The organism is Streptomyces sp. NPDC088732, assembly GCF_044751205.1.
Taxonomy (GTDB): Bacteria; Actinomycetota; Actinomycetes; order Streptomycetales; family Streptomycetaceae; genus Actinacidiphila.
Map to the genome: position 1 here is coordinate 236,857 of NZ_JBIVLI010000004.1, position 24,478 is coordinate 261,334.

The window sequence follows — 24,478 nt, forward strand, 5'->3', positions numbered from 1 at the left end:
TCTTACGAATAGGAGCCGCCGCGATGAGTTTCACCCCCACCCCCGACGACAAGTTCACCTTCGGTCTCTGGACCGTCGGCTGGCAGGGTCGCGACCCCTTCGGCGAGGCGACCCGCCCCGCCCTCGACCCCGTCGAGAGCGTCAACAAGCTGGCCGAGCTCGGTGCGTACGGCGTCACCTTCCACGACGACGACCTGATCCCCTTCGGCTCGGACGACACCGCGCGTGAGGGCCACATCAAGCGCTTCCGCCAGGCCCTGGACGCCACCGGCCTGAAGGTGCCGATGGCCACCACCAACCTCTTCACGCACCCGGTCTTCAAGGACGGCGGCTTCACCGCGAACGACCGCGAGGTGCGGCGCTTCGCACTCCGCAAGACCATCCGCAACATCGACCTCGCCGCCGAGCTCGGCGCCAAGGTCTATGTCGCCTGGGGCGGCCGCGAGGGCGCCGAGTCCGGTGCCGCCAAGGACGTGCGGGTCGCCCTCGACCGCTTCAAGGAGGCGTTCGACCTCCTCGGCGAGTACGTCATCGAGCAGGGCTACGACATCCGCTTCGCCATCGAGCCCAAGCCGAACGAGCCGCGCGGCGACATCCTGCTGCCGACCATCGGCCACGCGCTGGCGTTCATCAACGAGCTGGCCCACCCCGAGCTCGTCGGCCTCAACCCCGAGGTCGGCCACGAGCAGATGGCCGGGCTGAACTTCCCGCACGGCATCGCCCAGGCGCTGTGGCACGGCAAGCTCTTCCACATCGACCTCAACGGCCAGACCGGCATCAAGTACGACCAGGACCTGCGCTTCGGCGCCGGCGACCTGCGCTCCGCGTTCTGGCTGGTCGACCTGCTGGAGACGGCCGGTTACGAGGGCCCGCGCCACTTCGACTTCAAGCCCCCGCGGACCGAGGACATGGACGGTGTGTGGGCGTCCGCCGCCGGCGGCATGCGCAACTACCTCATCCTCAAGGAGCGCGCCGCCGCGTTCCGCGCCGACTCGGCCGTGCAGGAGGCGCTGAAGGCCTCCCGCCTGGACCAGCTGGCGCAGCCGACCCTCGGTGCGGGCGAGAGCCTGGCCGACCTGCTCGCCGACCGCGGCGCCTACGAGGAGTTCGACGCCGACGCCGTCGCCACCCGCGGGTCCGCCTTCGAGCAGCTGGACCAGCTCGCCATGGACCACCTGCTCGGCACCCGCTGAGCAGGCCGAAGCGCGGCCCCCGGGCCGTAAACGGGTTGCCGTCGGGTCCCGCCCGGCGGCAACCTGCCCGCATGACCGAACTGCGCACGCTCACCCCGCAGGACTGGCGGCTGTGGCGCGGCCTGCGCCTGGCCGCCCTCGCCGACGCCCCGTACGCCTTCGGCTCCCGGCTCGCCGACTGGCAGGGCACCGGGGACCGCGAGGAGCGCTGGCGCGACCGGCTCGCCCTGCCCGGCACCCACCTGGCCGCCGTGCACGACGGAGTGCCCTGCGGCATGGCGAGCGGTATCCGCGGCGAGCACCCCGGCACCACCGAACTGATCTCGATGTGGGTGGCCCGTGACGCACGCGGCCTCGGCGTCGGCGACCTGCTGATCCGGGCCGTCGAGACCTGGGCCGCGGGGACCGGCGCCGCGCTGCTCACCCTCGCCGTCGCGGACGGCAACGAGCCGGCCGCCGCGCTCTACCGCCGCAACGGCTTCGAGTTCACCGCCGATCCCCTCGGGCGGATGCCCGACGGCCGCCCGGAGCGCCTCATGGCGAAGCGGCTCCAGGCGGCACCGGTGTGACGGGAATCACCAGGCGAACGCCTCCGGGGCCGGACCCGGCCCCGGGAAGATCTCGTCCAGCCCGGCCAGCAGTTCCGCGTCCAGCTCCAGTTCCGCCGCGCGCAGCGCCGAGGCGAACTGCTCCATGGTGCGCGGCCCGACGATCGGCCCCGTGACCCCCGGCCGGGTCAGCAGCCACGCCAGGGCCACTTCGCCCGGCTCCAGTCCGTGCTTGTCCAGCAGGTCCTCGTAGGCCTGGACCCGGGCCCGCACGGCCGGATCCGCCAGCCCCGCGGCCGAACGGCCCGCCTTGGTGCGCGAGCCGCTGTTCTCGCGCTCCTTGCGCAGGGCGCCGCCCAGCAGCCCCTGGTGCAGCGGCGACCACGGGATCACCCCGAGGCCGTACGCCTGGGCGGCCGGGATCACGTCCGCCTCGGCCCGGCGCTCCGCCAGGTTGTACAGGCACTGCTCGCTGACCAGGCCCACCATGCCGCGGTTCGCGGCGGTCTCGTTGGCCTGAGCGATCTTGTAGCCGGGGAAGTTCGAGGAGGCGGCGTAGAGGATCTTGCCCTGGCGGACGAGCACGTCGACCGCCTGCCAGATCTCCTCGAACGGCGTCGCGCGGTCGATGTGGTGGAACTGGTAGATGTCGATGTGGTCGGTGCCGAGGCGGCGCAGGCTCGCCTCCGCCGCCCGCCGGATGTTCAGCGCGGAGAGCCGGTCGTGGTTGGGCCAGGACTGCTCGTGCCAGGCCTTGCCGTCGTCCGACATGTTGCCGTACACCTTCGTCGCGAGCACGACCTTGTCGCGCCGTCCGGCGCCGCCCGCGAACCACCTGCCGATGACCTTCTCCGTCAGGCCCTTCTCCTCGGCCGTGCCGTAGATGTCCGCCGTGTCGAAGAAGTTGACGCCCGCGTCCAGCGCGGCGTCCATGATCCGGTGGCTGTCCTGCTCGTCCGTCTGCCCGCCGAAGTTCATCGTGCCCAGCACGATGCGGCCGACCTTCAGGCCGGTGCGGCCCAGCTGCGTGTACTCCATGGGAGACCAGCCAACGCCTTCGAGTGGACTCACGGCAAGGGGCGCCGGGGACCGGCGCCACCTCAAGTCCCGTGCGGGCAGGGCGTGTCGGGGTGTCGGCGGCACCCCGGGGGTGCCCGCCGGGTCGACCCCGTCGCGGCGGGCGGCGGCGACCCTGACGGCGCGGGCTTCCGTGCCGCGGGAGCGGGTCTTGCCGGAGCGGCGCTCGTGGAGGCGCACGGCGGCGTGCGCGGGGTCCGGCTCGCCTCGGACTCGACGTTCACGCCGTCCGGGCAGGCCGCCGCGGGTTCCCGGACCGGGGACGTCAGCAGGTCCTCGGCGACGGCGTGCGGACGGGGCTCGAACTCGGCGGGGGCCGGAACGAGTGGTGGCGTTACTTCCCCGGGTGATGGACGCCCGGGTGACGCTCACCGTGACCGGGGCTCGTTTCCCGGGCGGGGCCGCCTGGCCGCCGCGCGCGGGGTCAGGCGGCCTGGCCGTCCGCCGCGCCCTTGGCGAAGTCCGCGCGCAGCCTGGCCAGTTCGTCGTCCGGGACGGCCCGTGCCCAGGCGTCGGGCTGGCCCTTGACGGTGTGGTCGCTGGTCGTGGCGGCGCTGTAGGCGGCCGTGCAGGTCAGGGCGACCGAGCCGGAGGGCTCCATCGTGCGCTGGTAGGAGCAGCGCTTGATGCTCCTGCCGTCGAGCGTGATGTCGATGGTGATCTCCGCGTGGACCGCGTCGTCGGTGCTCGCCTCCGCGGCCGCCGAACCGTAAGCGGAGTTCTGGAGCGTGAAGCGGGCCGTGCACGTCGTGCTGCCGCAGGGGGAGAAGCGCGCCTTGCCGACCGTGGTGAAGGTGACCGTGGGGTCGACCGCGGTGCTCAGCTCCGCCAGGTCCCGTTCGAAGCCGGTGGTGAACGCCGCACGGTCGACACCGGTGAGCGCGGCGACGGAGACGTCCGTGCCGTCGGCCAGCGGCAGCGGCCCGGTCGCGGCGGGGGAGGACCCTGAGGCCAGGTGGAGCAGGGTGTGGGGCGCGGAGTCGCTGATGGAGAAGGTGCCGCCGGGCGTGGACAGCACGGTGGCGGCCCGGCCGGCCACCCGGGTCGGGGAGGCGGTGGCCGAGGACGCGCTGCCGGCCGCGTCGCGGAGCAGGCCGGCGACGTTGGCGGGCGCCAGCGGGGCCGTCACGTCGTCGATCTCCGGGAGGTCGGAGGACGCGTCGAGCCAGTGGTCGGAGATCCGGTCCAGCAGGGCGCCGGAGTAGCCGCGGCCCTTCCAGTACGCCTGGTCCGCCTTGGCCATCCGGTGGTCGCCCGCGGTGAGCAACCGGACCGTCCGGCCCCCGTCGCCGAGGGAGCCGCGGCCCCATCCGCCCGGGGTGGTCTGCAGGTCGAAGCCTGTGGCCGTGCCCGGATCGCGGGCGAACTCACCCCGGTAGGACAGCACATGGGCCTTCTCCAGGGTGTCCGCGGCCTCGCGCAGCATCCGCGCGGCGTCGACGGCGGTGCCCCTGCCGGCCGCGGGCGAGCCGGAGCCCGCCCCTTCGGGACCGTCGTTCCAGGGCCTCGCGATCAGCAGGCCGGCCACCAGCACGGCGGTGGCGACGCCGACGAGGGCCAGGAGCAGCGCGGAGCGCCGCGGCCGGGCGGGCGGCGGCGCCGGCGCGTGGGCGGGCATCGCCGGGTACGGAGGCGGGGGAGGGGGGCCGAAACCGCTGCCGGGGTCAGGTCCGTACCCCGGCTCGCGTCCCGGTCCGGAGCCGTCGCCGAACCCCCGGCGACGGCCGTGACCCTCCCCGTCCCACGGCGTTCCGTCCGTCAACTCCGGCTCTCCCCCTCGTGCGTGGGCGCGCGGCTGGTCCCGTGCACCGTCGTCGAAGCGCTTTCCGTCCCGGCGCCGACCTTCTCATCCGATCCACATGTGCGCCTCCGCCTTCCGTGAATCCCCTCCCGCGGCCTGTCGCGACGGCCCCGCGAGGGCGGGCCGGCAGGGACGGGGCAGGCACAGGACAAGGTACTGCAGCCCCCGCACGTCCCCGGAACCGAGACGGCCGTCGCGGGCGGCTGTCGCGGGCGGCGGCCGTCCCGGTTCCGGGGACGCCGGGTTTCTCATCGCCCTCTCATCCCGGCCTCACACTCTCATCAGGGCCGATTCCTAGCGTCACGGCAGCGGGACGGAGGCCGAGTCCGTCCTCCCTCCCGCCCCCCGGCTTCCGAACTCGGCGAGGAATCGATGTTCTTCACGTATCTCCGGCGCGAACTCCGTCGCCGCAGGAAAGCGGCGCTCGTCATCGCGATGGGCCTCGCACTCGGCATCGCGCTGGTCATCACCGTCAACTCGGTGTCGGCGGGCATGACACAGGCGCAGGGCAAGGTGCTCCAGTCGCTCTACGGCCTGGGGACGGACATGACCGTCACCAAGGCCGCCGACCCGTCCTCGACGGGCGCGGAGCGCCCGCGGTTCCAGTTCAACGCGCGCGGCGACGACAAGGAGCAGAGCAGCGACCGTGTCATGGTCCAGGGCTTCACCACCCTGAAGTCCTCCGTCGTCGGCGACGTCGCGGGGCAGACCGGGGTCAAGCAGGCCGTCGGCGGTCTCAGCCTGGTCGTCATCAAGATCAACGGCCAGTTCCAGCGCGGGCAGTACCAGCAGTCCCCGAACAGCGGCCGGCAGGGCGGCGGGTTCGGCGGCAACCGGCCGCAGGGCACCGTGCGCGGCGGCGGTGCCAACTTCGGCATCGACAACTTCACGCTCTACGGCACCGACGTGGCGCACATGGAGCTCGGCCCGCTGACCTCCTCGAAGATCACCTCCGGGAAGACCTTCACGGCCGCGCAGGCCGATGCCAAGGTCGCCGTCCTGGACAGCGCGTACGCCAAGCAGAAGAAGCTGTCGGTGGGCAAGACGCTCACCGTCTCGGGCACCACGTTCTCCGTGATCGGCATCGCGACCGCCGACAGCGGCTCGTCCACCGCGAACGTCTACATCCCGCTCCAGCAGGCGCAGACGCTGTCGGACTCCAAGGACAAGGTCACCACCGTCTACGTCCAGGCCGCCGACTCCCAGAAGATCGGCGCCGTGAAGCAGGCCATCCAGAAGAACATCGCCGGCACGACGGTCACGACCTCCTCGGACCTGGCGTCCACGGTGTCGGGTTCGCTGTCCACGGCGTCCAACCTCGCCACGAACGTGGGCAAGTGGCTGTCCATCGCCGTGCTCATCGCCGCGTTCCTGGTCGCGGGGCTGCTCACCTCCTCCGCGGTCAGCCGCCGGGTCCGCGAGTTCGGCACGCTCAAGGCACTCGGCTGGAAGAGCGGCCGCGTCACCCGCCAGGTCATGGGCGAGGCCCTGGTCAACGGCCTCATCGGCGGCGTGCTCGGCATCGCCCTCGGCCTCGGCTGCGCCTACCTCATCACCGCCATCAGCCCGACCCTGGACGCGTCCGTCGCCCGCGGCGGCGGGGGCGGCTTCGGGGGCCGGGGCGGCGGCTTCGGCGGCGGCGCCTTCGGCGGCGGGCAGGGCGGACAGGGCCGGCAGGCGGCGTCCGACGTGCTCAAGATCGCCCTTGAGGCGCCGGTCAGCGTCAACACCATCGTCGTCGCCGTGGTGCTGGCGATCGCCAGCGGCCTGATCGCGGGCACCTTCGGCGGCTGGCGCGCCTCCCGGCTGCGCCCCGCGGACGCCCTGCGCCGCGTCGAGTAGCCGCAACCCCTCCCCGAGACGGGTGCCGCGCCCCGCACCATCCCCCTGGCGGGGTGCGGCACCCACCCCCTTCTCCTCCCAGGCTTCAGGAGTCATCTCATGTACAAGCTGAGCGGCGTGACCAAGCGCTACTCGCGCGGCAAGGACGTCGTGGACGCGCTGCGCAGCGTGGACCTGGTCATCGAGGACGGCGAACAGCTCGTCGTCCAGGGACCCACCGGCGGCGGCAAGTCCACCCTGCTGCAGATGCTGGGCGGCCTGGACAAGCCGACCTCCGGCTCGGTCGAGCTCGACGGCGTCGACCTCGCCCGGCTGAGCGAGACCCGGCTGACCAAGGTCCGCTCCGAGAGCATCGGCATCATCTTCCAGAGCTTCAACCTGATCCCGACGCTCACCGCGCAGGAGAACGTCGAGACCGCGCTGGTGCCGCTCGCCGTCAAGGCCGCCGAGCGCCGCGCCCGCGCCGCCGAGGCGCTCGACTCGGTGGGCCTCGGCGACCGCCTCCACCACCTGCCGAGCGAGCTCTCCGGCGGTCAGCAGCAGCGCGTGGCCATCGCCCGGGCGCTGGTGAAGAAGCCGAAGGTGCTGCTCGCCGACGAGCCGACCGGCGCCCTGGACGAGGGCACCCGCGACGAGATCCTGGCGCTCCTGGAGGGACTGTGGAAGGAGTACGGGCTGACCTTCGTCCTGGTCACCCACGACTCCCACATCGCCCGCCGGGCGACCCGGGTCGCCACGATCAAGCGGGGGCAGATCACCGTCTCCGACCGCACGCCCGCGGCCTGACGGCCGCCCGTCCCGCCGCCCGGCTCCTGCCGGGCGGCGGCGGGGTGCCGCCCGGGTCAGTCGCGCTGCGCGCCGGCCGGGAGCGAACGCAGCTTCAGCGTGCCGGCAGCGGACGTGCTGCTGGTGCCGAAGGCGTAGTTGAGCATCTTGGTGGCGTCGGTGAAGCGGTTGTCACCGCTGGAGCTGTGGAGCAGCACACCGACGACCGTGCGGCCGTTGCGCGTGGCGGCGAAGATCAGGCAGGGGCCGGCCGAGGTGCCGGTGCCGGTCTTCACGCCCACGGCGCCGTTGTACGAGCCGAGGAGCTTGTTGGTGTTGTACCAGGTGTAGGTGCGGCCGTTGGTGGCCTTCTGCACCGACTTGGCGGACTTCACGACATCGCGGAAGTTGACGTACGACATGGCCTTGCGGGCCAGGACCGCCGCGTCGCGCGGGGTCGTGTAGTTGCTGCCGGCCGAGGATATGCCGTCGAACGAGTCGTACTTGGTGTTCTTCATCTTCAGCGCGGCGGCCGTGCTGTTCATCTTCTTGATGAACGACGCGGTGCGGGCCGAGACGGTGGTGCCGGTGCCGTAGGTGTCGGCGAGCGCCATGGCGGCGTCGCAGCCCGAGGGCAGCATCAGTGCGTAGAGCAGCTGCTTGACGGTGACCGTGTCGCCCGTCTTCAGGTCGGCGGTGCTGGCGCCGTTGCGGACGACGTAGTCCCGGTACGCCTGCTTGATCGTGATCTTCTTGTTCAGGTCCAGCTTCGGGGTGCCGAGGACGACGGCGGCCGTCATCACCTTGGTGGTACTGGCCATCTGCCGCTTGGTGTCGGCGGCCTTGCTCCACAGCGTCTTGTTGGCCGTGCTGTCGAGCAGGAAGGCGCCCGTGGCGGTCACCGAGGGGGCCTTGACCGTGGCCGCCTGGGCGGGAGCCGCCACCGGGGCCGCCACGACGAGGGCACTGGAGGCCAGGAGCGCGGCGCCGAGCCGGTGCGTCCTCGTGATGCCGAGTCTCAAAGAAGCTCCATGGGTCGATGGGAGGGGATCGGGCAGCACATCCTGACACCCGACCGACGAACACCCGTACGGGGAGCGGGGATTGTGACCGGACGCGGACAAAACGCGGACGGCCCGCCCGGAACGGTGGTTTCCGTTCCGGGCGGGCCGTCACAAGGCGCGTTCCTCCGGGCGCGGTCGGCCCGAGGGGACTACTTCGTGCGGTAGGCGTTGAAGATCGCCTCGTCGAGCGTGTTGCCCTTCTTGTCGGTCACCTGGGCCCTGAGCGAGACGCCCGTGCCGGCCCTGGGGTTCTTCAGCGTCACCTTGCCGCTCTTGACGGTGAGCGGCTTCCAGTGGGCGCCGCCGTCGGTGGACCAGTACACCTTCAGCGACTTGAGGTTGGTGCCCGCGGCCGCGCCCTGGACCGTGACCGGGACGGTCCTGGTGGCGCCGGCCGTGGAGCTGCTCGTCGCGCTCAGCGCCGGGGTGAAGCGGACCACGGAGACGGGGAGCCTGGCCTCGGCGCGCTGGGAGGTGAACGTCCAGGTCGTGGTGATCCGGGTGCTGACGGTGGCGGGCTTGCTGCGGTTCACCGTGGTGGAGAGCCGGTAGGCGGCCTTGCCGGCCGGGACGGTGAAGGAGACGCCGTCGTCGAGCATGCCGGCGACGGTGCCGATCCTCGTCCCGTTCCGGTAGAGGGTCGTGCTGGCCTTGTCGTAGAGGGAGCCGCCGTCGTGGCCGGATCCGTCGTCGAAGGTGCCCACGTAGCCGAAGATCTCGTCCCCCGAGCGGAAGAGCCCCGACATGGAGTCGAGCTTCGGGCCGAAGACGCCGACGTTCCAGGTGCGGTTGTAGCTCCGGCCCTTGGTGAAGAACTGCTCGTCGGCGAACCAGGCCGCGTCGGGGTTGCCCGTGGTGTCGAGCTGCAGGAACCGCTGGGCCCAGGCGACGCCCGCGGCGTTGATCCAGACGCTCCTGGTGTACGGCAGCCTGACGGCGACGCCGCTCGTCATGAGGAAGGCGTCGTTGACCGTCGGTTCGGTGAACAGCAGGCCGAGCTTGTTCGCCGCCGGGGCGCCGGCCGTGGTGGCGATCCTCGCCAGGTCGCCGCTCGCCACGGTCCGGGTGTAGCCCGTGAAGAAGGACTTGCTGCGCCCGTAGGCCACGTTGAAGACGTTCGCGCCGTGCTCGAAGGTGCCCTTCACCGCCGCCTGGAACTGCGATGAGGTGAGCTCGGGACCGACGTGCGCGGTACGGAAGTCGGTCAGGGTACCGGCGTCGTAGCTCAGCCCGCTGCCGTCGGTGCCGTTGGACAGGACGTAGCCGACGGACAGATCCGCCTGGCGGGCCGCGCTGTCCGGCAGCTTGAAGACGAAGGGCTTCGCGGTGCGCGCGTCGAAGGTCAGCGCGGTGTCGCCGGTGATCTTCACCAGCGGCCGGGTCAGCCAGTCGACGCTCTGCGGCGTCTTGCCGTCGGCCTTCATCTTCATGATCAGGCTGTCCACGCTGTAGGTGCCCTTGGGCACCCGCACCGTGGTGGTGCCGGCGGTCAGTTCCCAGGGGGCGCCGAGGCCGTCCAGGCCGGTGACGATCGTGTCGAAGGCCGGGGCCGCGTGGCCGGTGCGGTCCAGGTTCGTGATCGTGAGGTTGTACGACTCGCTCTCGCGGATCACGGCCGCGGCGGTGCGGACGTTCTGGCCGCCGCCGGTGGCCACCACGTAGGCGCTGTAGGCGCCGTCGACGGTTCCGCCGAGGGTGGAGTCGACGGTCACGGTCGCCTCGGCGGTGCCGCCCGCGGGCACGGTCACCTGCTGCTTGTCGAGGCGGAAGAAGCCCGCGGGGGCGGCGCCCCCGCGCGGTCCCTGGCCGGTGAGCGACAGGTCGAGCGTGATGTCCTGCTGACCGGAGTTCCGGTAGGTGACGGTCCTCGTCGTCGTGGGGTCGTCGTTGTGCGGCCACAGCGCCGTGCCGAAGTTCAGCGACGCCGGTTCGGCGACGACCGTCTGCCCGATCGCGCGGGCCACGTCGATCCGGCCGGAACCCTGCTGGAAGGGGGTGTAGCCGCCGTCCTCCGCGGAGCCGACGAGAACGGCCTTGATCTGCTGGCCCGTCCAGTCCGGGTGCTCCTGGGCGAGGATCGCCGCGGCGCCCGTGACGTGCGGGGTCGCCATGGAGGTGCCGGAGATGGTCAGGTAGCCGTCCGCGGGGTGCGGGACCTCCGGGTCGGTGTCGATGGCGCTGCCCTTGGCCGCGGCCGCCGTGATGTCCACGCCGGGGGCGGTGACATCGGGCTTGATCGCGCCGTCGCCCACCCGCGGGCCGCGCGAGGAGAAGTCGGCGAGCCGGTCGGTCTTGTCGACGGCCCCGACGGTCAGCGCGGCGTCGGCGCTGCCGGGCGAGCCGACGGTGGAGGCCTTGTCGCCCTCGTTGCCCGCGGCGATGACGAACAGCGGGGCCCCGGCGCCGGCGGACAGCCTGTTGACGGCCGCCTCGATCGGGTCGACGCCCGGGGTGTCGGTGCCGCCGAGGCTCAGGTTGACGATCCTGGCGCCCTGCGCGGTGGCCCACTCCAGGCCCTTGATGATGCCGGCGTCGTCCCCGAAGCCTTCGTCGTCCAGCACCTTGCCGCTGATGATCTGCGCGCCCGGGGCGACGCCCTTGTACTTCCCGCCCGACTTCGCGCCGGTGCCGGCCGCGATGGAGGCGACGTGGGTGCCGTGGCCGACGTGGTCGACGGTGTCGGCGGACTCCGAGAAGTTGGCGGTCTTCACCACCTTGGTGCCCGTGGGCAGGTCCGGGTGGCGGGTGTCGACGCCGGTGTCCAGTACGGCGATCCTGATGCCGGTGCCGTCGTAGCCGGCCTTCCAGGCGGTCGGCGCGCCGATCTGCGGCACGCTCTTGTCGAGCGCGGCCCGCTGGATCGCGTTCAGCCAGACCGTGCCCAGGCCGGACTCCGCGGTGGCGTACGGAGAATCGTTTCTGTTGTTGGTCAGCGCTGCCCAGACGTCGGCCGCGTCCTTCTCCGGGGCGGTGACGGACTCGCCGTTGAGCCGCGTGAAGGTGTGCGTCACCTTCGTGCCCTCGGCCGCGTGCAGTTCGGACCTGGCGTCCGCCGCGCCGCCCCGGTACGTGACGATCAGCCCGAGGCCGTGCCGCTGGGCCGCCCTGCGGTACTCCGCGCGGCTGAGGGTGGTCACGTCGAAGAGCCGGCGGTCGACCCGGCCCTGTGCGACGAGCTGCGCCGCGTCCTGCGGGACGACGTAGACATGGCCGTTCTGACGGCGCGTCTGGACGGGTATGCCCTCGCGCCCCTTCGCGCGCTTCAGGGCGACGGGCGCGCCCTTGGCGTTCACGGCGACCTGGTCACCCGTGATCAGGGTGATCCACTCCTGCCCGCCGCCCTGCCGGGCGGCGACCGCGCCGGCCGGTGTCTGTATCTCCGGCGTTCCCGGCGATCCCGGCGTTCCCGCCGCGGTGGCCGGCAGCGCCACGCCCGCGGTCAGCACCGCGACGACCCCCGCTGCGAGCGCCGACGCGCGCGCCTTGCTCCAGTGTGCGTGCAACTTCTCCCCTGGTGTCCGAGTCATGACACGCGGGAGCCCTCATTCCCGGACGCGCGCACGCGATGTTCCCCCCGCGGCGATCCCCCGGCGAGGCCCCCCGCCTCGCGTTGCAGTATCCACCCCGCGCACCTGAGGTCTCCAGAGCCCCGCAGGCAACCGTCGCGATGGATTCCGGCCAAGTGTCCTCCGTGCGTCCGTACAAGCTCCATGCGGGGTGAGTTGAAGCGCTTCGACACTTCTCTGGACAGGAAAGCGGGCACTGGATACGGTCATTCGTCGAAGCGCTTCACCATCGAGGTGGCGCACCGCGCATGCCGCCCGTCCACCCGAGGGAGTCGCCGGATGGTCACGCTCGCCGAGGTCGCCCGGCACGCCGGGGTCTCCGCCAGCACCGTGTCGTACGTCCTGAGCGGCAAGCGGTCCATCTCCGAGGCCACGCGGCACAGGGTCGAGCGCAGCATCCAGGAACTCGGCTACCACCCCCACGCCGGTGCCCGCGCACTGGCCAGCAGCCGGTCCAACATCATCGCCCTGATGGTGCCGTTGCGTACAGACATGTACGTGCCCGTCATGATGGAGATCGCCATCGCCGTCGCCACCACCGCGCGGCAGCACGGCCACGACGTGCTGCTGCTCACCGGCGAGGAGGGGCCGACCGCGGTGCGCCGGGTCGCCGCGAGCGGGCTGGCCGACGCGATGATCCTCATGGACGTCGAACTCCACGACGAACGCATCCCGTTGCTCCGCGAGGGCGGCCGGCCCGCGGTCCTCATCGGCCTGCCCGCCGAACCCGCGGGACTGACCTGCGTCGACCTCGACTTCGAGGCCACCGGCGCGCTCTGCGTCGACCACCTCGCCGGTCTGGGCCACCGCGACGTCGCCGTCGTCGGCGAGGCCGCCGCGGTCTACCAGCGGCACACCGGCTTCGCCGAGCGCACCCTCCAGGGCCTGCGCTCCCGCGCGGCCGCACGCGGCATGCGGCTCATCCACCGGCCCTGCGAGGGGAGTTGGGAGTCGACGGCGGGCACGCTCGCCCGCATCTTCGAGGAACGGCCCGACACCACCGCCCTCGTCGTCCAGAACGAGGCCGCCATCGGCCCCCTCCTGTCGCGCCTGCGCCAGCAGGGCCGCGCCGTCCCCGAGGACGTCTCCGTCGTCGCGATCAGCCCCGACCAGGTCGCCGTCCAGTCGGCACCCCGGCTGACCTCGGTGTCCATCCCGGCGGAGGAGATGGGCCGCCGCGCCGTCGAACTCGTCATGGCCAAACTCGGCGGCACCCCGACCGCCGCCCCCTCGGCCGGGGTGCACCTCATCGAGCCCCGCCTGACGGTCCGCGACAGCAGCGGGCCGGTGCCGGCCCGGTAGGGACCGGGTGATTCGAAGCCCTGTCCGGCGGGCCTGCGCGCGGAAGTCCGTCGGCATGGACAAAACCGGCACGGTTGAGGGGTCGCGCGGTGTGCCCGGCACGGTGATTCCATGCTGTCGCAGGGCATACGAAGGTAGGCCGTCATGGCGCATACCGCAGCATGCTCGCTGTATGTCCGCCACGACGCGCATCACCGTCACCCTGCCCACCGAGCAGGTGGCCGAGCTGAGGAAGCTCACCGACAACGTCTCCGGCTACGTGGCCGAGGCGGTGTCCCGCCGGATACGGCATCAGCTCCTCGGTGACGACCTGCGGCGGCACCAGGAGGAGAGCGGCGCTTTCACGGACGGGGAACTGGCCGAGGCGCGTGCCTGGATCCTTGGCGACGCCGCACCGGTGGGACACACGGACGCCGCGTGAGCGACCGCTTCGAGACCGTCGTTCTGGACGCACAGGGGCTGTCGGCCTGGATCGCGCAGGACCGGAAGGTACTCGCGATGCTGCAGGTGTTCCACGGGATGGGGGCCGATCTCGTGGTCGGCGCCAACACGATCGTGGAGGTCGGCCACGCGCGCGTGGACCTGCCGCGCTTGGACTGGGCCCTGTCACGGGTCAAGGTCGAGCCGGTGACCGAGTCCTCGGCCAGAGCGGCGGCAGGTCTGCTCAAGGCGGCGGGACTGCACGGGCACACGTACGCGATCGACGCCACCGTGGCCGAGACGGCCCTGCGCCGGCCGGGGCCCGTGGCGATACTGACCTCCGACGTCGACGGCATGGCCAGGCTGTGCGGTGACCGGGTGCGGCTGGTCGCCGTGTAGGGCACCGTTGCGCCGGCTCCGCATCGGCACCGGTCATTGCGGCGGTCTGTCGTACACCCAGTACTGCGCGAGGACGCCGATCACGGCGTCGGCCCGGGCCGCAAGTGCCTCGTCGGCGTCGCCGAGGAGCCGGAGCGAGACGACCGAGCCGCCGGTCGATCGGGCCAGGCAGAGGTCCACGCGCCGCCGGCCGACGAGCGGGTATCGGAACCAGTCGGCGGTGGGGCGGTCGTCGTCGGTGGTGGACAGGCCGTACTCGACCGCCTGCCAGTCGCTGTCGTCGAAGGCGTGGCCGGCGAGGCCGGAGACGACCTCGCAGAGCGGCCGGAGGTTCTCCGTGTACACCCAGCCGCCCGCGAGGACGTGGTCCTGCGGCACTGTCACAAGGCAGCTCCCGCCGGGCACGTCACGCCCGTGCCGCCGATGCCGCAGTAGCCCGCGGGGTTCTGTGCGAGGTACTGCTGGTGGCGGGCCTCGGCGGGGTAGAAGGGGCCCGCGGGGGCGATCCCGGTGGTGACGGGGCCGTGGCCGGCGGCGGCCAGCGCGGATCCGTAGAGCGCGCGGGAGGCGAGGGCGGTGGCGTGCTGCGCGGGGGAGTGGGTGCGCAGGGCGGAGCGGTACTGGGTGCCGTGGTCGTGGCCCTGGCGGTAGCCCTGGGTGGGGTCGTGGGCCTCCCAGAAGACGCGCAGCAGCCGGTCGTAGGGCAGGGCGGCGGGGTCGAAGACCACCCGCACCGTCTCCGCGTGGCCGGTGAGGCCGCTGCACACCTCCTCGTGGACGGGGTGCGCGGTGTGGCCGCCCTGGTAGCCGACGAGGGTCGTCCACACACCGTCCAGGCGCCAGAAGGTGCGTTCGGCGCCCCAGAAGCAGCCGAGGGCGAGGTCGGCGACCTCCAGGCCCGCGGGACAAGGGCCCGCGAGCGGGGTGCCGAGCAGCAGGTGCCGTGCGGGCAGCACGTGCGGCGGCGCGGCGCGGCCGGGCAGGGCCTCCTCGGCGGAGGGCAGGCGCAGGCCGTGGTGGGGGAACGGGGCGGTCGTCAACGGGCCGGTCCCGGCGCGGAGTTGCGCTGGAGTCCGGCGATGGCCTGGGCGCGGTAGAGGGCGTACGCGGCGGCGGGGTCGTCGGCGTACGACCAGGGGGCCGCGCCCGCGAAGCCGTCGACGTGGTGGAACTGCTCGACGGCCTCGGGGTAGCGCTCGGCCCGCACCAGGAAGGAGATCAGCAGGTGCCGCACCAGGGGCACCACCGGGTCGTTGGGGGAGGCGTGCTCGGTGGCGTACAGGGCGCCGCCGACGGCCCGGGAGATGACCTCGCTCTGGTAGAAGCTGCTGGTCAGGACGAGTTCCGGCAGGTGCGCGAAGACCTGGAAGAGCGGCAGTGCGGGCAGCAGGCTGCCCTCGGGCCCCGAGGCGGCGGCGCGCTCGGCGAAGTCGCGGGCGGCGTCCTCGGGCAGCCGGGACAGGGCGGCGAGGTGCGCGCCCATGTGGTGCGGGGCGCGGGCGGTGATCTTCTCCCAGGCGGTCGTGAAGTCGCCGTCCGCGGCGAGGTCGACGATGTACGGGACCGGGTCGCGCGGCGCCAGCAGCGCGGCCTCCGAGGCGACCGTGCGGGCCTCCTCCAGGATCATCGGCACGTCGGGCGAGCCCGCCGCGGCGCGCCGCGCCCGCTGCACCAGGAACGCGGCCTGGACTGCCGCGCCGCCCGGGTCCTCCGGCTCCTCCACCCGCCAGGTGCGCAGCCAGGTCCCGCCCTTGCCGGGGGCGCGCGCCAGTTCCACTGCGGCGGCACCGGCCAGCGTCTGGACCCGCTGCCAGCGGGCCTCGCCCTCCACCGGGGTGCCCTTGAGCAGGGCGGCCACCGCGCGCCAGTCCTGGGTGCGCTGGGTCGCGGTGAGGGCCTGGGTGAGTTCGGGGTCGGGTCCCGGCAGCCGGATGTCGATCATGTCCTGCGACACGAACCCGTACAGGCCGGGGTCGGCCGCGGCCCTGGCCCACTCGGCGCGGCCGCGCTGCAGGCGGGGCCACATCACGACGGCGGCGATCAGGAGCACTCCGTACAGCACCCAGAGGAATTCCATGGTGAGCAAGCGTACGCGCGCCCGGCGGGCACGCCCCCGTCCCGTCGGCGGCACTACGCTCGGCGCTATGAGCGAGCAGCAGCACCAGAACTTCGAGACCCTGGCGATCCACGCGGGTCAGGCGGCCGATGCCCGGACCGGGGCCGTCGTGACGCCGATCTACCAGGTCTCCACGTACAAGCAGGACGGTGTCGGCGGTCTGCGCGGCGGTTACGAGTACAGCCGCAGCGCCAACCCCACCCGCACGGCGCTGGAGGAGAACCTCGCGGCGCTGGAGGGCGGCCGGCGGGGTCTGGCCTTCGCGTCGGGGCTGGCGGCCGAGGACTGCCTGCTGCGTACGGTCCTGAAGCCCGGCGACCACGTCGTCATCCCGAACGACGCCTACGGCGGCACCTTCCGGCTCTTCGCGAAGGTCATGGAGCGCTGGGGCGTGCAGTGGTCGGTCGCCGACACCTCGGACCCGGCGGCGGTGCGGGCCGAGATCCGCCCCAACACCCGGGTCATCTGGGTCGAGACGCCCAGCAACCCGCTGCTCGGCATCACCGACATCGCCGTGCTGGCGGACATCGCGCGCGGCGCGGACGCCCGGCTCGTGGTCGACAACACCTTCGCCAGCCCCTACCTCCAGCAGCCGCTGGCGCTCGGCGCGGACGTGGTCGTGCACTCCACGACCAAGTACATGGGCGGCCACTCCGATGTGGTCGGCGGCGCGCTGATCGCGGCCGAGGCGGGCCTCGGCGAGGAACTGGCCTACCACCAGAACGCGATGGGCGCGGTCGCCGGCCCCTTCGACGCCTGGCTGGTCATGCGCGGCATCAAGACCCTCGCGGTGCGCATGGACCGGCACAGCGACAACGCGGAGAAGGTCGCGGACCTGCTGTCCACCCACCCGAAGGTCACCCAGGTCTTCTACCCGGGCCTGGCCGAGCACGCGGGGCACAACGTCGCCGCGAAGCAGATGAAGCGCTTCGGCGGGATGGTCTCCTTCCGGGTCGCCGGCGGCGAGGAGGCGGCGGTCGAGGTCTGCAACCGGGCCCGGCTGTTCACCCTCGGCGAGTCGCTGGGCGGCGTCGAGTCGCTGATCGAGCACCCGGGGCGGATGACGCACGCCTCGGCGGCCGGTTCCGCGCTGGAGGTGCCGGCCGACCTGGTGCGCCTGTCGGTGGGCATCGAGTCCGTCGACGACCTGCTGGAGGACCTGCGGCACGCCCTCGGCTGACGGGCACGGCGGGCGCCGGAAATCCCGCGGCGCCCGCTACCAGTACACCAGGGGTGTCGTCCGGAGCGGCTGCGGCTCCGGCCACCACAGGGCGGCCGCCACCAGGGCGGCGGTCAGGGCGGCCAGCAGCAGCACCCACAGGACGAGACGCAGGACGCGGCGGCGCGCGATCAGGCGCCTGCCGCGTTCGGCGGCCGAGAGGGCGAGACCCGCGGGCACGACGGGGTGCGGTCCGTCGAGCAGCCGGCGGACCTGGTCCTCCTTGCGGCTCCAGGTCACGAGGCGGCCTCCCGGACCCGGGGCGCGGGCTCGGCGGCCGGCCGCGGGCCGTGCAGGGCGGTCGTGGCCCGCAGGCACACCGCGCGCACCCGGTCGACCGGCATGCCGAGCTGGGCGGCGGTCTGCTCCTCGGCGATCCCCTCGTACAGCCGCAGGACGACCACCAGCCGCTCGTGGACGGTCAGCGGCACGAGCAGTCCGCCGCGCGGCCGCCGCCACCGGGGGCGGAGCGCGAAGCGGCGGACGATCTCGCCCCGGGTGTGGACGTACGGGTCCTCGCCGCGGAGCCGGAACCAGTCCGCGTACGTCCGCGACAGGGCGGCGCACAGCAGCTCGGCGGCCTCCTCGCGGTCGCCGGTGAGCAGGGTGGCGGCATGCAGCAGACGCCCTGCCGCGCCCGCCGCGAACGCCGCGAACTCGGCGTCGCGCAGGCGTTCCGCTGCCGCCCGGCGCTCTCCCACAGCGCCATGGGACGGCAGACGGCGACCTCAGGTCAAGAGCTCTGCTCGTCCCCGGATGTCATGGCCGTGTGATAGTCCGCCAACGCGGAGTTGAAGCGGCCGAGGAGGTCGGTGAAGATCTCCCGCTCCTGCTCGGTCCAGTCCTCGGTGACGACCGACATGAGCTCACGGCGCGAGGTGCGCACCTCTTCGAGGCGCGTGCGCCCCCGGGGGGAGAGCGCGAGGACCACCGCGCGCCCGTCCTCGGGGTGCGAGGTGCGCTTGACCAGACCGCTGTCGACGAGCGGCGCGACCTGCCGGGTGACGGTCGAGGAGTCGATGCCCATGCCCTCGGCGAGCGCCTTGACGCCCATCGGCCCCTCGTTGTCCAGCCGGTTGAGCAGCAGGTATGCGGCCCGGTCCATGGAGTTGCGGGCCTTGCCGACGCCACCCAGACGGGTCTGCTCCGCGCGCCGGGCGAAGAGTGCCACCTGGTGCTGGAGCCGCTCCAGGAGGTCGGTCGTTGTCTCCGAGGGAATGGGCATGGCCGGAAGCTCGCGTTCTGTCGGTCCTGCGAAGGTTGGGAGAAGAGTACGCGGAGAGCGACACCCCGGGACCCTGCCGGGGAAAACTGTTCGGTCCCGGCTCCCCCTGCGCCCGGCTGCAAGACTGGGGTTCATGGAAAGCCCGGCAAGTCCAGTACGTCCCGTCCGCCGTCCGGCGGGCCCGCCCCCTTCGCACCCGGTCACGATCGACGACGTCCGCGGTGCGCACAAGATGCTCTCGGGGGTCGCGCGGACGACTCCGATGGAGGGCAGCCGCTACCTCTCCGGGCTGGTGTCCGCGCCCGTGCACCTCAAGTGCGAGAACCTCCAGCGCACCGGTTCCTTCAAGGTGCGCGGCGCCTATGTGCGGATCGCGGGTCTGCGGCCGGAGGAGCGGGCCGCCGGGGTCGTCGCGGCGAGCGCGGGCAACCACGCGCAGGGCGTGGCGCTGGCCGCCTCGCTGCTGGGGGTGCGTTCGACCGTCTTCATGCCCGTCGGGGCCCCGCTGCCGAAGATCGCGGCGACCCGGGAGTACGGCGCCGAGGTGCGGATGCGCGGGCAGGTGGTGGACGAGACGCTGCACGCCGCCCGCGTGTACGCGGAGGAGACCGGTGCCGTCTTCATCCATCCCTTCGACCACCCCGACATCATCGCGGGCCAGGGCACCGTGGGGCTGGAGATCCTGGAGCAGTGTCCCGAGGTGCGCACGATCGTGGTGGGCGTCGGCGGCGGCGGGCTCGCCGCGGGTGTGGCGCTGGCGGTGAAGTCGGTGCGCTCCGACGTCCGTGTCATCGGGGTGCAGGCGGAGGGCGCGGCGGCCTACCCGCCGTCGCTGCGGGCCGGCCGGCCCGTGGTGCTGGACACGGTGGCCACCATGGCGGACGGCATCAAGGTGGGCAGTCCCGGGGACGTCCCGTTCGGCATCATCCGGGATCTGCTGGACGACGTGCACACGGTCAGCGAGGACGAGTTGTCCAGGGCGCTGCTGCTGTGCCTGGAGCGGGCCAAGCAGGTCGTCGAGCCGGCGGGGGCGAGCCCGGTGGCGGCGCTGCTGGCCCGGCCGGAGGCGTTCGAGGGGCCGGTGGTGGCCGTGCTGTCCGGCGGCAATGTGGACCCGCTGCTGATGGAGCGTATTCTTCGGCACGGTATGTCCGCGGCGGGCCGTTATCTGTCGTTCCGGCTGCGGCTGACGGACCGGCCGGGCGCCCTGGCGGCGTTGCTCGGCATCCTGTCGGCGAGCGACGCCAATGTGCTGGACATCGCGCACGTGCGTACCGACGCCCGGCTCGGGCTGACCGAGGCCGAGGTGGAGCTGCGGGTGGAGACGCGCGGGCCGGAGCACCGCGAGGCGGTGGTCTCCGCGCTGCGGGACTCGGGGTACGCGCTGCTCTGACCGCTGCGTGCTCGGCTGCGGGCCCGATTGTCAGTGGCGTGCGGCAGGCTGGACGAGGGTGTTGCGGACGCGGTGGGACACGGGAGAGGGAGCCGCGGAAAAACCGGTTGACGCGATATATCGCGTCTGGGATGCTCGCGATGTATCGGCGTGTGCCGCCGCTCCGGCCGCGCGCCCGTACATCCCCACATCTCACATCTCACGCCCTGAAGGGGAGACAACGCATGCCAGGCGCCATCCACGCCGAAGGTCTGGTGAAGACCTTCGGCGACGTAAGGGCACTGGACGGAGTGGACCTCGACGTCCCCGAAGGCACCGTCCTGGGTCTGCTCGGCCCGAACGGAGCCGGGAAGACCACAGCCGTCCGCGTCCTGACCACCTTGCTGCAGCCGGACAGCGGCAAGGCCGTCGTCGCCGGTGTCGACGTGCTCAAGCACCCCAACGAGGTGCGCCGGCAGATCGGTCTGTCCGGTCAGTTCGCCGCCGTCGACGAGTACCTGACCGGCCGCGAGAACCTGCAGATGGTGGGGCGGCTCTACCAGATGTCCGCGCGCGACGCGAAGGCGCGCGCCACCGAATTGCTGGAGCGCTTCAACCTCGCCGAGGCCGCCGACCGCACGGCCAAGACGTACTCCGGCGGCATGCGCCGCCGCCTCGACCTGGCGGCGGCGCTGGTCGTCCGGCCGCCGGTGATGTTCATGGACGAGCCGACGACCGGGCTCGACCCGCGCAACCGGCTCGCCCTGTGGGAGGTCATCCAGGACCTCGTGGCCGGCGGCACCACCCTGCTGCTCACCACGCAGTACCTGGAGGAGGCCGACCACCTCGCCCACGACATCTGCGTGATCGACCACGGCAAGGTCATCGCGCGCGGCACCTCCGACGAGCTCAAGGCGCGCACCGGCGGCGAGCGCGTCGAGGTCGTGGTGCACGACCGCGAGCACCTGTCCGCGGCCACCGAGGTTCTCCAGGGCTTCGGCAAGGGCGACACCTCGCTCGACAACCACACCCGCCGGATCACCGTGCCGGTCACCGGCGGCGCGAAGCTGCTCGCGGAGGTCATCCGCGAACTCGACACCCGCGGCATCGAGATCGACGACATCGGTCTGCGCCGCCCGACGCTCGACGATGTCTTCATGTCGCTCACCGGCCACGCCGCCGAGGAGAAGGAAGAGGAGTCCCAGTGACCACGGCGACCGACGCGGTAGCCACCGCCAAGCCGCGCCCGACCACCAACCCGTTCGTGCAGTCCGTCCGGGACTCGCTGGTGGTCGCCCAGCGCAACCTGATCCGCATGATGCGGATCCCCGAGGTCGTCATCTTCGGCCTCGTCCAGCCGATCATGTTCGTGGTGCTGTTCAGCTACGTCTTCGGCGGCTCCATGAACGTCGGCGGCTCCACGAGCCCGACCGTCTACCGCGAGTTCCTGATGGCGGGCATCTTCGCCCAGACCGTCACCTTCGCGACCGCCGGCGCGGGCGCGGGCATCGCCGACGACATGCACAAGGGCCTCATCGACCGCTTCCGGTCGCTGCCGATGGCCCGCGGCGCGGTGCTCACCGGCCGCACCCTGGCTGACCTGGTGCAGACGGCGCTGACCGTCGTCGTGCTGGCGATCGTCGCGGTACTCGTCGGCTGGCGCATTCACGAGGGCCTGGCCAAGGCGGTCGCGGCGTTCGCGCTGCTCCTCCTGCTCGGCTACGCCTTCTCCTGGATCGGCGCCCTGATCGGCCTGTCGGTGCGCACCCCGGAGGCGGCCACCTCCGGCGGCCTGATCTGGCTGTTCCCGCTGACGTTCATCTCGAACGCCTTCGTGGACTCCAACCTGATGACCCCGTGGCTGCGCCACATCGCCGAGTGGAACCCCTTCAGCGCCACCGTGCTCGCCTGCCGGGAGCTGTTCGGCAACCTGCCGCCCAACTACCGGGAGGCGGACGCCTGGCCCATGCAGCACCCGGTGCTCGCCTCGGTGATCTGGTCGGTCGTGATCATCGTGGTCTTCCGGACCCTGGCCGTGCGCAAGTACCGCTCCGCCACGGCGTGAACGTGCGGACACCGAAGGAGCCCCCGGCCTTCGCGGCCGGGGGCTCCGTCATGTCCGTGGGCGGGGATGCCGGGGTGCCGGCGCCCGCGTCGGTCAGCCGCTGTACGGCCTCGCCTCGATGATCTTCACCGAGGCCTTCTTGCCGTTGGGGAGCTCGTAGCTCGCGTCCTCGCCGACCTTCTTGCCGTTCACACCCGAGCCGAGCGGCGACTGCGGCGAGTAGGTCTCCAGGTCCGACGACACGTACTCGCGCGAGCCGAGCAGGAAGGTCAGCGTGTCGTCCGGGTCGCCGTCGAAGGCGATGGTGACGACCATGCCGGGCGCGACCACACCGTTGTCCGCCGGGGCCTCGCCCACCTTGGCGTGCTGCAGCAGCTGCGTCAGCTGGCGGATCCGGAGCTCCAGCTTGCCCTGGTCCTCACGCGCCGCGTGGTAGCCGGCGTTCTCCTTGAGATCGCCTTCCTGGCGGGCTTCCTCGATCTTGGCGACGATCTCGGCGCGCGCCGGACCAGACAGATGCTCCAGCTCGGCCTTGAGCTGGTCGTACGCCTCCTGGGTCAGCCAGGTGACGTTCTCACTGGTCTGGGTCACAGGTGCTCCTCGTCGGTACTCGCTTGCTTACAAATGAACGCCCTACCCAGAAAGATGCGTCTTCGCGGGAGGGCGAAACCACGAGCCTAACAATTCCCCCCGACAATCGGCGAGAGGAAAAGCATCAAAAGGGCATCAGCGCAGGTCAGGCGGGTGTCGATGGAACCGGCCCGATCAGTGTGTCGGCTGGCAGCCGATCAGCTCCGCGGAAGTCCCGCGACTGGTGGTGCGAATGGTGGCCACGGTGTCGATGCGATCGCTGTGCTGATTCAGCCGGACGTCGCGGCGGCCCACCTCGGAGTGGTCCTCGGCGACCGAGCGCAGCGTGCAGACCGCTTCGGTGTCCGTGTTCTTGCGCACTTCCAGATGGACCTGGACCTCGTGGTCGGAGACCACCTGGAACGTGATCACCTGGCCGCTCACCTCGGTGCCGGCGATCTTGTCCCAGCCGATCCACACGAGCAGGACCAGCGTCAACGCGCCCAGTACGGCCCCGATGACCTTGAGTCTGCGGTCGGTGCGGGCGTCCGCGTCCGCACTCCGGCCGTACCGGCCCTCGGGCAGTTGCGACGTCGCCGCGCTCATCGATCAGTCCTCCCGGGGGCCGGGAGTCCGGCCCTGGAATTAAACAGCCCCTTGCTTCGGTCACTATAGAAGTCGCTACTCCGACCCTTGACTGAGGATCCAACCTTGACCGATCAGCTGCGACTGATGGCCGTGCACGCCCACCCCGACGACGAGTCGAGCAAGGGCGCGGCCACGATGGCCAAGTACGTCTCCGAGGGCGTCGACGTCCTGGTCGCCACCTGCACGGGAGGCGAGCGCGGTTCCGTACTCAATCCCAAGCTCCAGGGCGACTCGTACATCGAGGAGCACATCCACGAGGTCCGTGCCAAGGAGATGGACGAGGCCCGCGAGATCCTGGGCGTCAAGCAGTCCTGGCTCGGCTACGTCGACTCCGGCCTCCCCGAGGGCGACCCGCTGCCGCCGCTGCCCGAGGGCTGCTTCGCCCTGCAGGACGTGGACGAGGCCGCCGGGACGCTGGTGAAGCTCATCCGCGAGTTCCGTCCGCACGTGATCACCACGTACGACGAGAACGGCGGGTACCCGCACCCCGACCACATCATGACCCACAAGATCTCGATGATCGCCTTCGAGGCCGCCGGCGACCCGGAGCGCTACCCCGAGGCCGGCGAGCCCTGGACGCCGCTGAAGCTCTACTACAACCAGGGCTTCAACCGGCAGCGCACGGTCGCCCTGCACGAGGCCCTGCTCTCCCGCGGCCTGGAGTCCCCGTACGGCGAGTGGCTGGAGCGGTGGAAGACCTTCGACCGGCCCGAGCGCTCCATCACCACCCACGTGCCGTGCGCCGAGTTCTTCGAGATCCGGGACAAGGCGCTGCTCGCGCACGCCACCCAGATCGACCCCGACGGCGCCTGGTTCCAGGTGCCGATGGAGATCCAGAAGGAGGTCTGGCCGAACGAGGACTACGAGCTCGCGAAGTCCCGCGTGGACACCACCCTCCCCGAGGACGACCTCTTCGCGGGCATCCGGGAGAATTGAGCGCGTGAACGCGACATTCGGCACGGCCGCAGCCCAGCTCGTTCCTCTCGCCGTCAAGGACCTCGACGAGAACAAGGTGACGCCCGGACTCCTGGGCTTCGTCATCTTCGCCCTCATCGGCCTCGCCCTGTGGTGGCTGATGAAGAACATGAACAAGCAGATGCACAAGATCAGTTTTGTCGAGGAGCCCGACCCCGCCGCCGAGGCGGAGCCGGCCCCCGGCAAGGGCGCCGGCCGCGCCGGCTGATCCAGCCGCACCGCGCCGCGGGACCCCGGGCGGAGCCCGCCCGGGGTCGCGGCATGCCCTGAGACGCCCCGCGGCGCTCGGCCCGGGGTCCGCGGTGCGGCAG

At 72.1% G+C, this 24,478-nt stretch carries 25 protein-coding genes; 13 read left to right on the forward strand and 12 right to left on the reverse strand.

Translation table 11 applies throughout. From position 1 onward, the window contains the following. Window positions 1-23: 23 nt before the first annotated feature. Entirely contained in the window at window positions 24-1,193 is a 1,170-nt protein-coding gene (xylA, locus tag ACIP9H_RS09000) for a xylose isomerase (RefSeq protein WP_401958400.1), read from the forward strand. Window positions 1,194-1,264: 71 nt separating this feature from the next. Then, window positions 1,265-1,762 carry a GNAT family N-acetyltransferase gene (locus ACIP9H_RS09005; protein WP_401580899.1) on the forward strand — a complete coding sequence of 166 codons (498 nt, stop codon included), beginning with the start codon at window positions 1,265-1,267 and terminating at the stop codon, window positions 1,760-1,762. A 6-nt stretch (window positions 1,763-1,768) separates the two neighbouring features. On the opposite strand, the gene ACIP9H_RS09010 is transcribed toward ACIP9H_RS09005, so the two are convergent. Together ACIP9H_RS09010 and ACIP9H_RS09015 are read right to left on the reverse strand one after the other, a co-directional pair. After that, on the reverse strand, window positions 1,769-2,779 hold the full coding sequence (locus ACIP9H_RS09010; RefSeq protein WP_401580897.1) for an aldo/keto reductase: 1,011 nt from the start codon (window positions 2,777-2,779) through the stop codon (window positions 1,769-1,771). 463 nt (window positions 2,780-3,242) lie between these two features. Continuing rightward, on the reverse strand, window positions 3,243-4,436 hold the full coding sequence (locus ACIP9H_RS09015) for a hypothetical protein (protein WP_401580895.1): 1,194 nt from the start codon (window positions 4,434-4,436) through the stop codon (window positions 3,243-3,245). A gap of 555 nt (window positions 4,437-4,991) precedes the next feature. Between ACIP9H_RS09015 and ACIP9H_RS09020 the strand changes: the two genes are divergently transcribed. Further along, on the forward strand, window positions 4,992-6,461 hold the full coding sequence (locus ACIP9H_RS09020; protein WP_401958404.1) for an ABC transporter permease: 1,470 nt from the start codon (window positions 4,992-4,994) through the stop codon (window positions 6,459-6,461). A 99-nt stretch (window positions 6,462-6,560) separates the two neighbouring features. Continuing rightward, the gene (locus ACIP9H_RS09025; protein ID WP_401580891.1) at window positions 6,561-7,247 is read left to right on the forward strand and encodes an ABC transporter ATP-binding protein; all 687 of its coding nucleotides are present in this window, start codon (window positions 6,561-6,563) and stop codon (window positions 7,245-7,247) included. Between the two features lie 56 nt (window positions 7,248-7,303). On the opposite strand, the gene ACIP9H_RS09030 is transcribed toward ACIP9H_RS09025, so the two are convergent. Together ACIP9H_RS09030 and ACIP9H_RS09035 are read right to left on the reverse strand one after the other, a co-directional pair. Beyond that, window positions 7,304-8,248 carry a D-alanyl-D-alanine carboxypeptidase family protein gene (locus ACIP9H_RS09030; protein ID WP_401580889.1) on the reverse strand — a complete coding sequence of 315 codons (945 nt, stop codon included), beginning with the start codon at window positions 8,246-8,248 and terminating at the stop codon, window positions 7,304-7,306. A gap of 191 nt (window positions 8,249-8,439) precedes the next feature. Then, window positions 8,440-11,817 (reverse strand): S8 family peptidase, encoded by a 3,378-nt coding sequence (locus tag ACIP9H_RS09035; protein ID WP_401958408.1) that lies wholly within the window; start codon window positions 11,815-11,817, stop codon window positions 8,440-8,442. A gap of 318 nt (window positions 11,818-12,135) precedes the next feature. On the opposite strand from ACIP9H_RS09035, the gene ACIP9H_RS09040 reads away from it, so the two are divergent. From ACIP9H_RS09040 to ACIP9H_RS09050, 3 genes are all read left to right on the forward strand, one after another. Continuing rightward, entirely contained in the window at window positions 12,136-13,158 is a 1,023-nt protein-coding gene (locus ACIP9H_RS09040) for a LacI family DNA-binding transcriptional regulator (protein ID WP_401958414.1), read from the forward strand. 172 nt (window positions 13,159-13,330) lie between these two features. Next, a complete protein-coding gene (locus tag ACIP9H_RS09045; protein WP_401958416.1) occupies window positions 13,331-13,579 on the forward strand; it encodes a hypothetical protein in 249 nt (82 codons plus the stop codon). Next, window positions 13,576-13,977: a DNA-binding protein gene (locus tag ACIP9H_RS09050; RefSeq protein ID WP_401958419.1), complete on the forward strand. Its 402-nt coding sequence runs from the start codon at window positions 13,576-13,578 to the stop codon at window positions 13,975-13,977. Before ACIP9H_RS09045 ends, ACIP9H_RS09050 begins: the two co-directional genes overlap by 4 nt. 33 nt (window positions 13,978-14,010) lie before the next feature. Here the strand turns inward: ACIP9H_RS09050 and ACIP9H_RS09055 are convergent, their stop codons facing one another. Genes ACIP9H_RS09055 through ACIP9H_RS09065 form a run of 3 tightly spaced genes read right to left on the reverse strand, consistent with a single transcriptional unit; the run spans window position 14,011 to window position 16,054 of the window. Continuing rightward, complete coding sequence (locus ACIP9H_RS09055; RefSeq protein WP_401958421.1) at window positions 14,011-14,361, reverse strand: hypothetical protein; 351 nt, start codon at window positions 14,359-14,361, stop codon at window positions 14,011-14,013. After that, a complete protein-coding gene (gene msrA / locus ACIP9H_RS09060; RefSeq protein WP_401958423.1) occupies window positions 14,358-15,017 on the reverse strand; it encodes a peptide-methionine (S)-S-oxide reductase MsrA in 660 nt (219 codons plus the stop codon). Before msrA ends, ACIP9H_RS09055 begins: the two co-directional genes overlap by 4 nt. After that, window positions 15,014-16,054, reverse strand: coding sequence for a hypothetical protein (locus ACIP9H_RS09065; protein ID WP_401958426.1), 1,041 nt, complete (start codon window positions 16,052-16,054; stop codon window positions 15,014-15,016). Before ACIP9H_RS09065 ends, msrA begins: the two co-directional genes overlap by 4 nt. Before the next feature lie 67 nt (window positions 16,055-16,121). On the opposite strand from ACIP9H_RS09065, the gene ACIP9H_RS09070 reads away from it, so the two are divergent. Then, the gene (locus ACIP9H_RS09070) at window positions 16,122-17,273 is read left to right on the forward strand and encodes a cystathionine gamma-synthase (RefSeq protein ID WP_401958429.1); all 1,152 of its coding nucleotides are present in this window, start codon (window positions 16,122-16,124) and stop codon (window positions 17,271-17,273) included. 36 nt (window positions 17,274-17,309) lie between these two features. On the opposite strand, the gene ACIP9H_RS09075 is transcribed toward ACIP9H_RS09070, so the two are convergent. The 3 genes from ACIP9H_RS09075 to ACIP9H_RS09085 are packed head-to-tail and all read right to left on the reverse strand — an operon-like array spanning window position 17,310 to window position 18,537. Further along, window positions 17,310-17,552, reverse strand: coding sequence for a hypothetical protein (locus tag ACIP9H_RS09075; protein ID WP_401580874.1), 243 nt, complete (start codon window positions 17,550-17,552; stop codon window positions 17,310-17,312). Further along, on the reverse strand, window positions 17,549-18,013 hold the full coding sequence (locus tag ACIP9H_RS09080; protein ID WP_401580873.1) for an RNA polymerase: 465 nt from the start codon (window positions 18,011-18,013) through the stop codon (window positions 17,549-17,551). Before ACIP9H_RS09080 ends, ACIP9H_RS09075 begins: the two co-directional genes overlap by 4 nt. 32 nt (window positions 18,014-18,045) lie before the next feature. Next, the gene (locus ACIP9H_RS09085) at window positions 18,046-18,537 is read right to left on the reverse strand and encodes a MarR family transcriptional regulator (RefSeq protein WP_360901843.1); all 492 of its coding nucleotides are present in this window, start codon (window positions 18,535-18,537) and stop codon (window positions 18,046-18,048) included. A 232-nt stretch (window positions 18,538-18,769) separates the two neighbouring features. Between ACIP9H_RS09085 and ilvA the strand changes: the two genes are divergently transcribed. From ilvA to ACIP9H_RS09100, 3 genes are all read left to right on the forward strand, one after another. Beyond that, window positions 18,770-19,930 carry a threonine ammonia-lyase gene (ilvA, locus tag ACIP9H_RS09090; RefSeq protein ID WP_401581159.1) on the forward strand — a complete coding sequence of 387 codons (1,161 nt, stop codon included), beginning with the start codon at window positions 18,770-18,772 and terminating at the stop codon, window positions 19,928-19,930. Window positions 19,931-20,154: 224 nt separating this feature from the next. Beyond that, the gene (locus ACIP9H_RS09095; protein WP_401580870.1) at window positions 20,155-21,117 is read left to right on the forward strand and encodes an ATP-binding cassette domain-containing protein; all 963 of its coding nucleotides are present in this window, start codon (window positions 20,155-20,157) and stop codon (window positions 21,115-21,117) included. Next, the gene (locus ACIP9H_RS09100; RefSeq protein WP_401580868.1) at window positions 21,114-21,974 is read left to right on the forward strand and encodes an ABC transporter permease; all 861 of its coding nucleotides are present in this window, start codon (window positions 21,114-21,116) and stop codon (window positions 21,972-21,974) included. Before ACIP9H_RS09095 ends, ACIP9H_RS09100 begins: the two co-directional genes overlap by 4 nt. A 93-nt stretch (window positions 21,975-22,067) precedes the next feature. Here ACIP9H_RS09100 and greA read toward each other — a convergent pair whose 3' ends face one another. Together greA and ACIP9H_RS09110 are read right to left on the reverse strand one after the other, a co-directional pair. After that, on the reverse strand, window positions 22,068-22,565 hold the full coding sequence (gene greA / locus ACIP9H_RS09105) for a transcription elongation factor GreA (protein ID WP_401580866.1): 498 nt from the start codon (window positions 22,563-22,565) through the stop codon (window positions 22,068-22,070). A gap of 174 nt (window positions 22,566-22,739) precedes the next feature. After that, window positions 22,740-23,150, reverse strand: coding sequence for a DUF4307 domain-containing protein (locus ACIP9H_RS09110; protein WP_401580865.1), 411 nt, complete (start codon window positions 23,148-23,150; stop codon window positions 22,740-22,742). 105 nt (window positions 23,151-23,255) lie between these two features. Here ACIP9H_RS09110 and mca point away from each other — a divergent pair, with 105 nt between their 5' ends. Both mca and ACIP9H_RS09120 read left to right on the forward strand, forming a co-directional pair. Continuing rightward, on the forward strand, window positions 23,256-24,128 hold the full coding sequence (gene mca / locus ACIP9H_RS09115; RefSeq protein ID WP_401580864.1) for a mycothiol conjugate amidase Mca: 873 nt from the start codon (window positions 23,256-23,258) through the stop codon (window positions 24,126-24,128). A 4-nt stretch (window positions 24,129-24,132) separates the two neighbouring features. Beyond that, window positions 24,133-24,375, forward strand: coding sequence for a hypothetical protein (locus tag ACIP9H_RS09120; protein ID WP_401580862.1), 243 nt, complete (start codon window positions 24,133-24,135; stop codon window positions 24,373-24,375). Window positions 24,376-24,478 lie beyond the last annotated feature (103 nt).

Coding starts and splice junctions, on each gene's coding strand:
- ACIP9H_RS09040 (WP_401958414.1), top strand. CDS start 12,136: ATGGTCACGCTCGCCGAGGTCGCCCGGCACGCCGGGGTCTCCGCCAGC.
- ACIP9H_RS09110 (WP_401580865.1), bottom strand. CDS start 23,150: ATGAGCGCGGCGACGTCGCAACTGCCCGAGGGCCGGTACGGCCGGAGT.
- ACIP9H_RS09085 (WP_360901843.1), bottom strand. CDS start 18,537: ATGCCCATTCCCTCGGAGACAACGACCGACCTCCTGGAGCGGCTCCAG.
- ACIP9H_RS09010 (WP_401580897.1), bottom strand. CDS start 2,779: ATGGAGTACACGCAGCTGGGCCGCACCGGCCTGAAGGTCGGCCGCATC.
- ACIP9H_RS09020 (WP_401958404.1), top strand. CDS start 4,992: ATGTTCTTCACGTATCTCCGGCGCGAACTCCGTCGCCGCAGGAAAGCG.
- ACIP9H_RS09070 (WP_401958429.1), top strand. CDS start 16,122: ATGAGCGAGCAGCAGCACCAGAACTTCGAGACCCTGGCGATCCACGCG.
- ACIP9H_RS09095 (WP_401580870.1), top strand. CDS start 20,155: ATGCCAGGCGCCATCCACGCCGAAGGTCTGGTGAAGACCTTCGGCGAC.
- xylA (WP_401958400.1), top strand. CDS start 24: ATGAGTTTCACCCCCACCCCCGACGACAAGTTCACCTTCGGTCTCTGG.
- ACIP9H_RS09045 (WP_401958416.1), top strand. CDS start 13,331: ATGTCCGCCACGACGCGCATCACCGTCACCCTGCCCACCGAGCAGGTG.
- ACIP9H_RS09015 (WP_401580895.1), bottom strand. CDS start 4,436: ATGCCCGCCCACGCGCCGGCGCCGCCGCCCGCCCGGCCGCGGCGCTCC.
- ACIP9H_RS09025 (WP_401580891.1), top strand. CDS start 6,561: ATGTACAAGCTGAGCGGCGTGACCAAGCGCTACTCGCGCGGCAAGGAC.
- ACIP9H_RS09035 (WP_401958408.1), bottom strand. CDS start 11,817: ATGACTCGGACACCAGGGGAGAAGTTGCACGCACACTGGAGCAAGGCG.
- ACIP9H_RS09005 (WP_401580899.1), top strand. CDS start 1,265: ATGACCGAACTGCGCACGCTCACCCCGCAGGACTGGCGGCTGTGGCGC.
- ACIP9H_RS09065 (WP_401958426.1), bottom strand. CDS start 16,054: ATGGAATTCCTCTGGGTGCTGTACGGAGTGCTCCTGATCGCCGCCGTC.
- ilvA (WP_401581159.1), top strand. CDS start 18,770: ATGCTCTCGGGGGTCGCGCGGACGACTCCGATGGAGGGCAGCCGCTAC.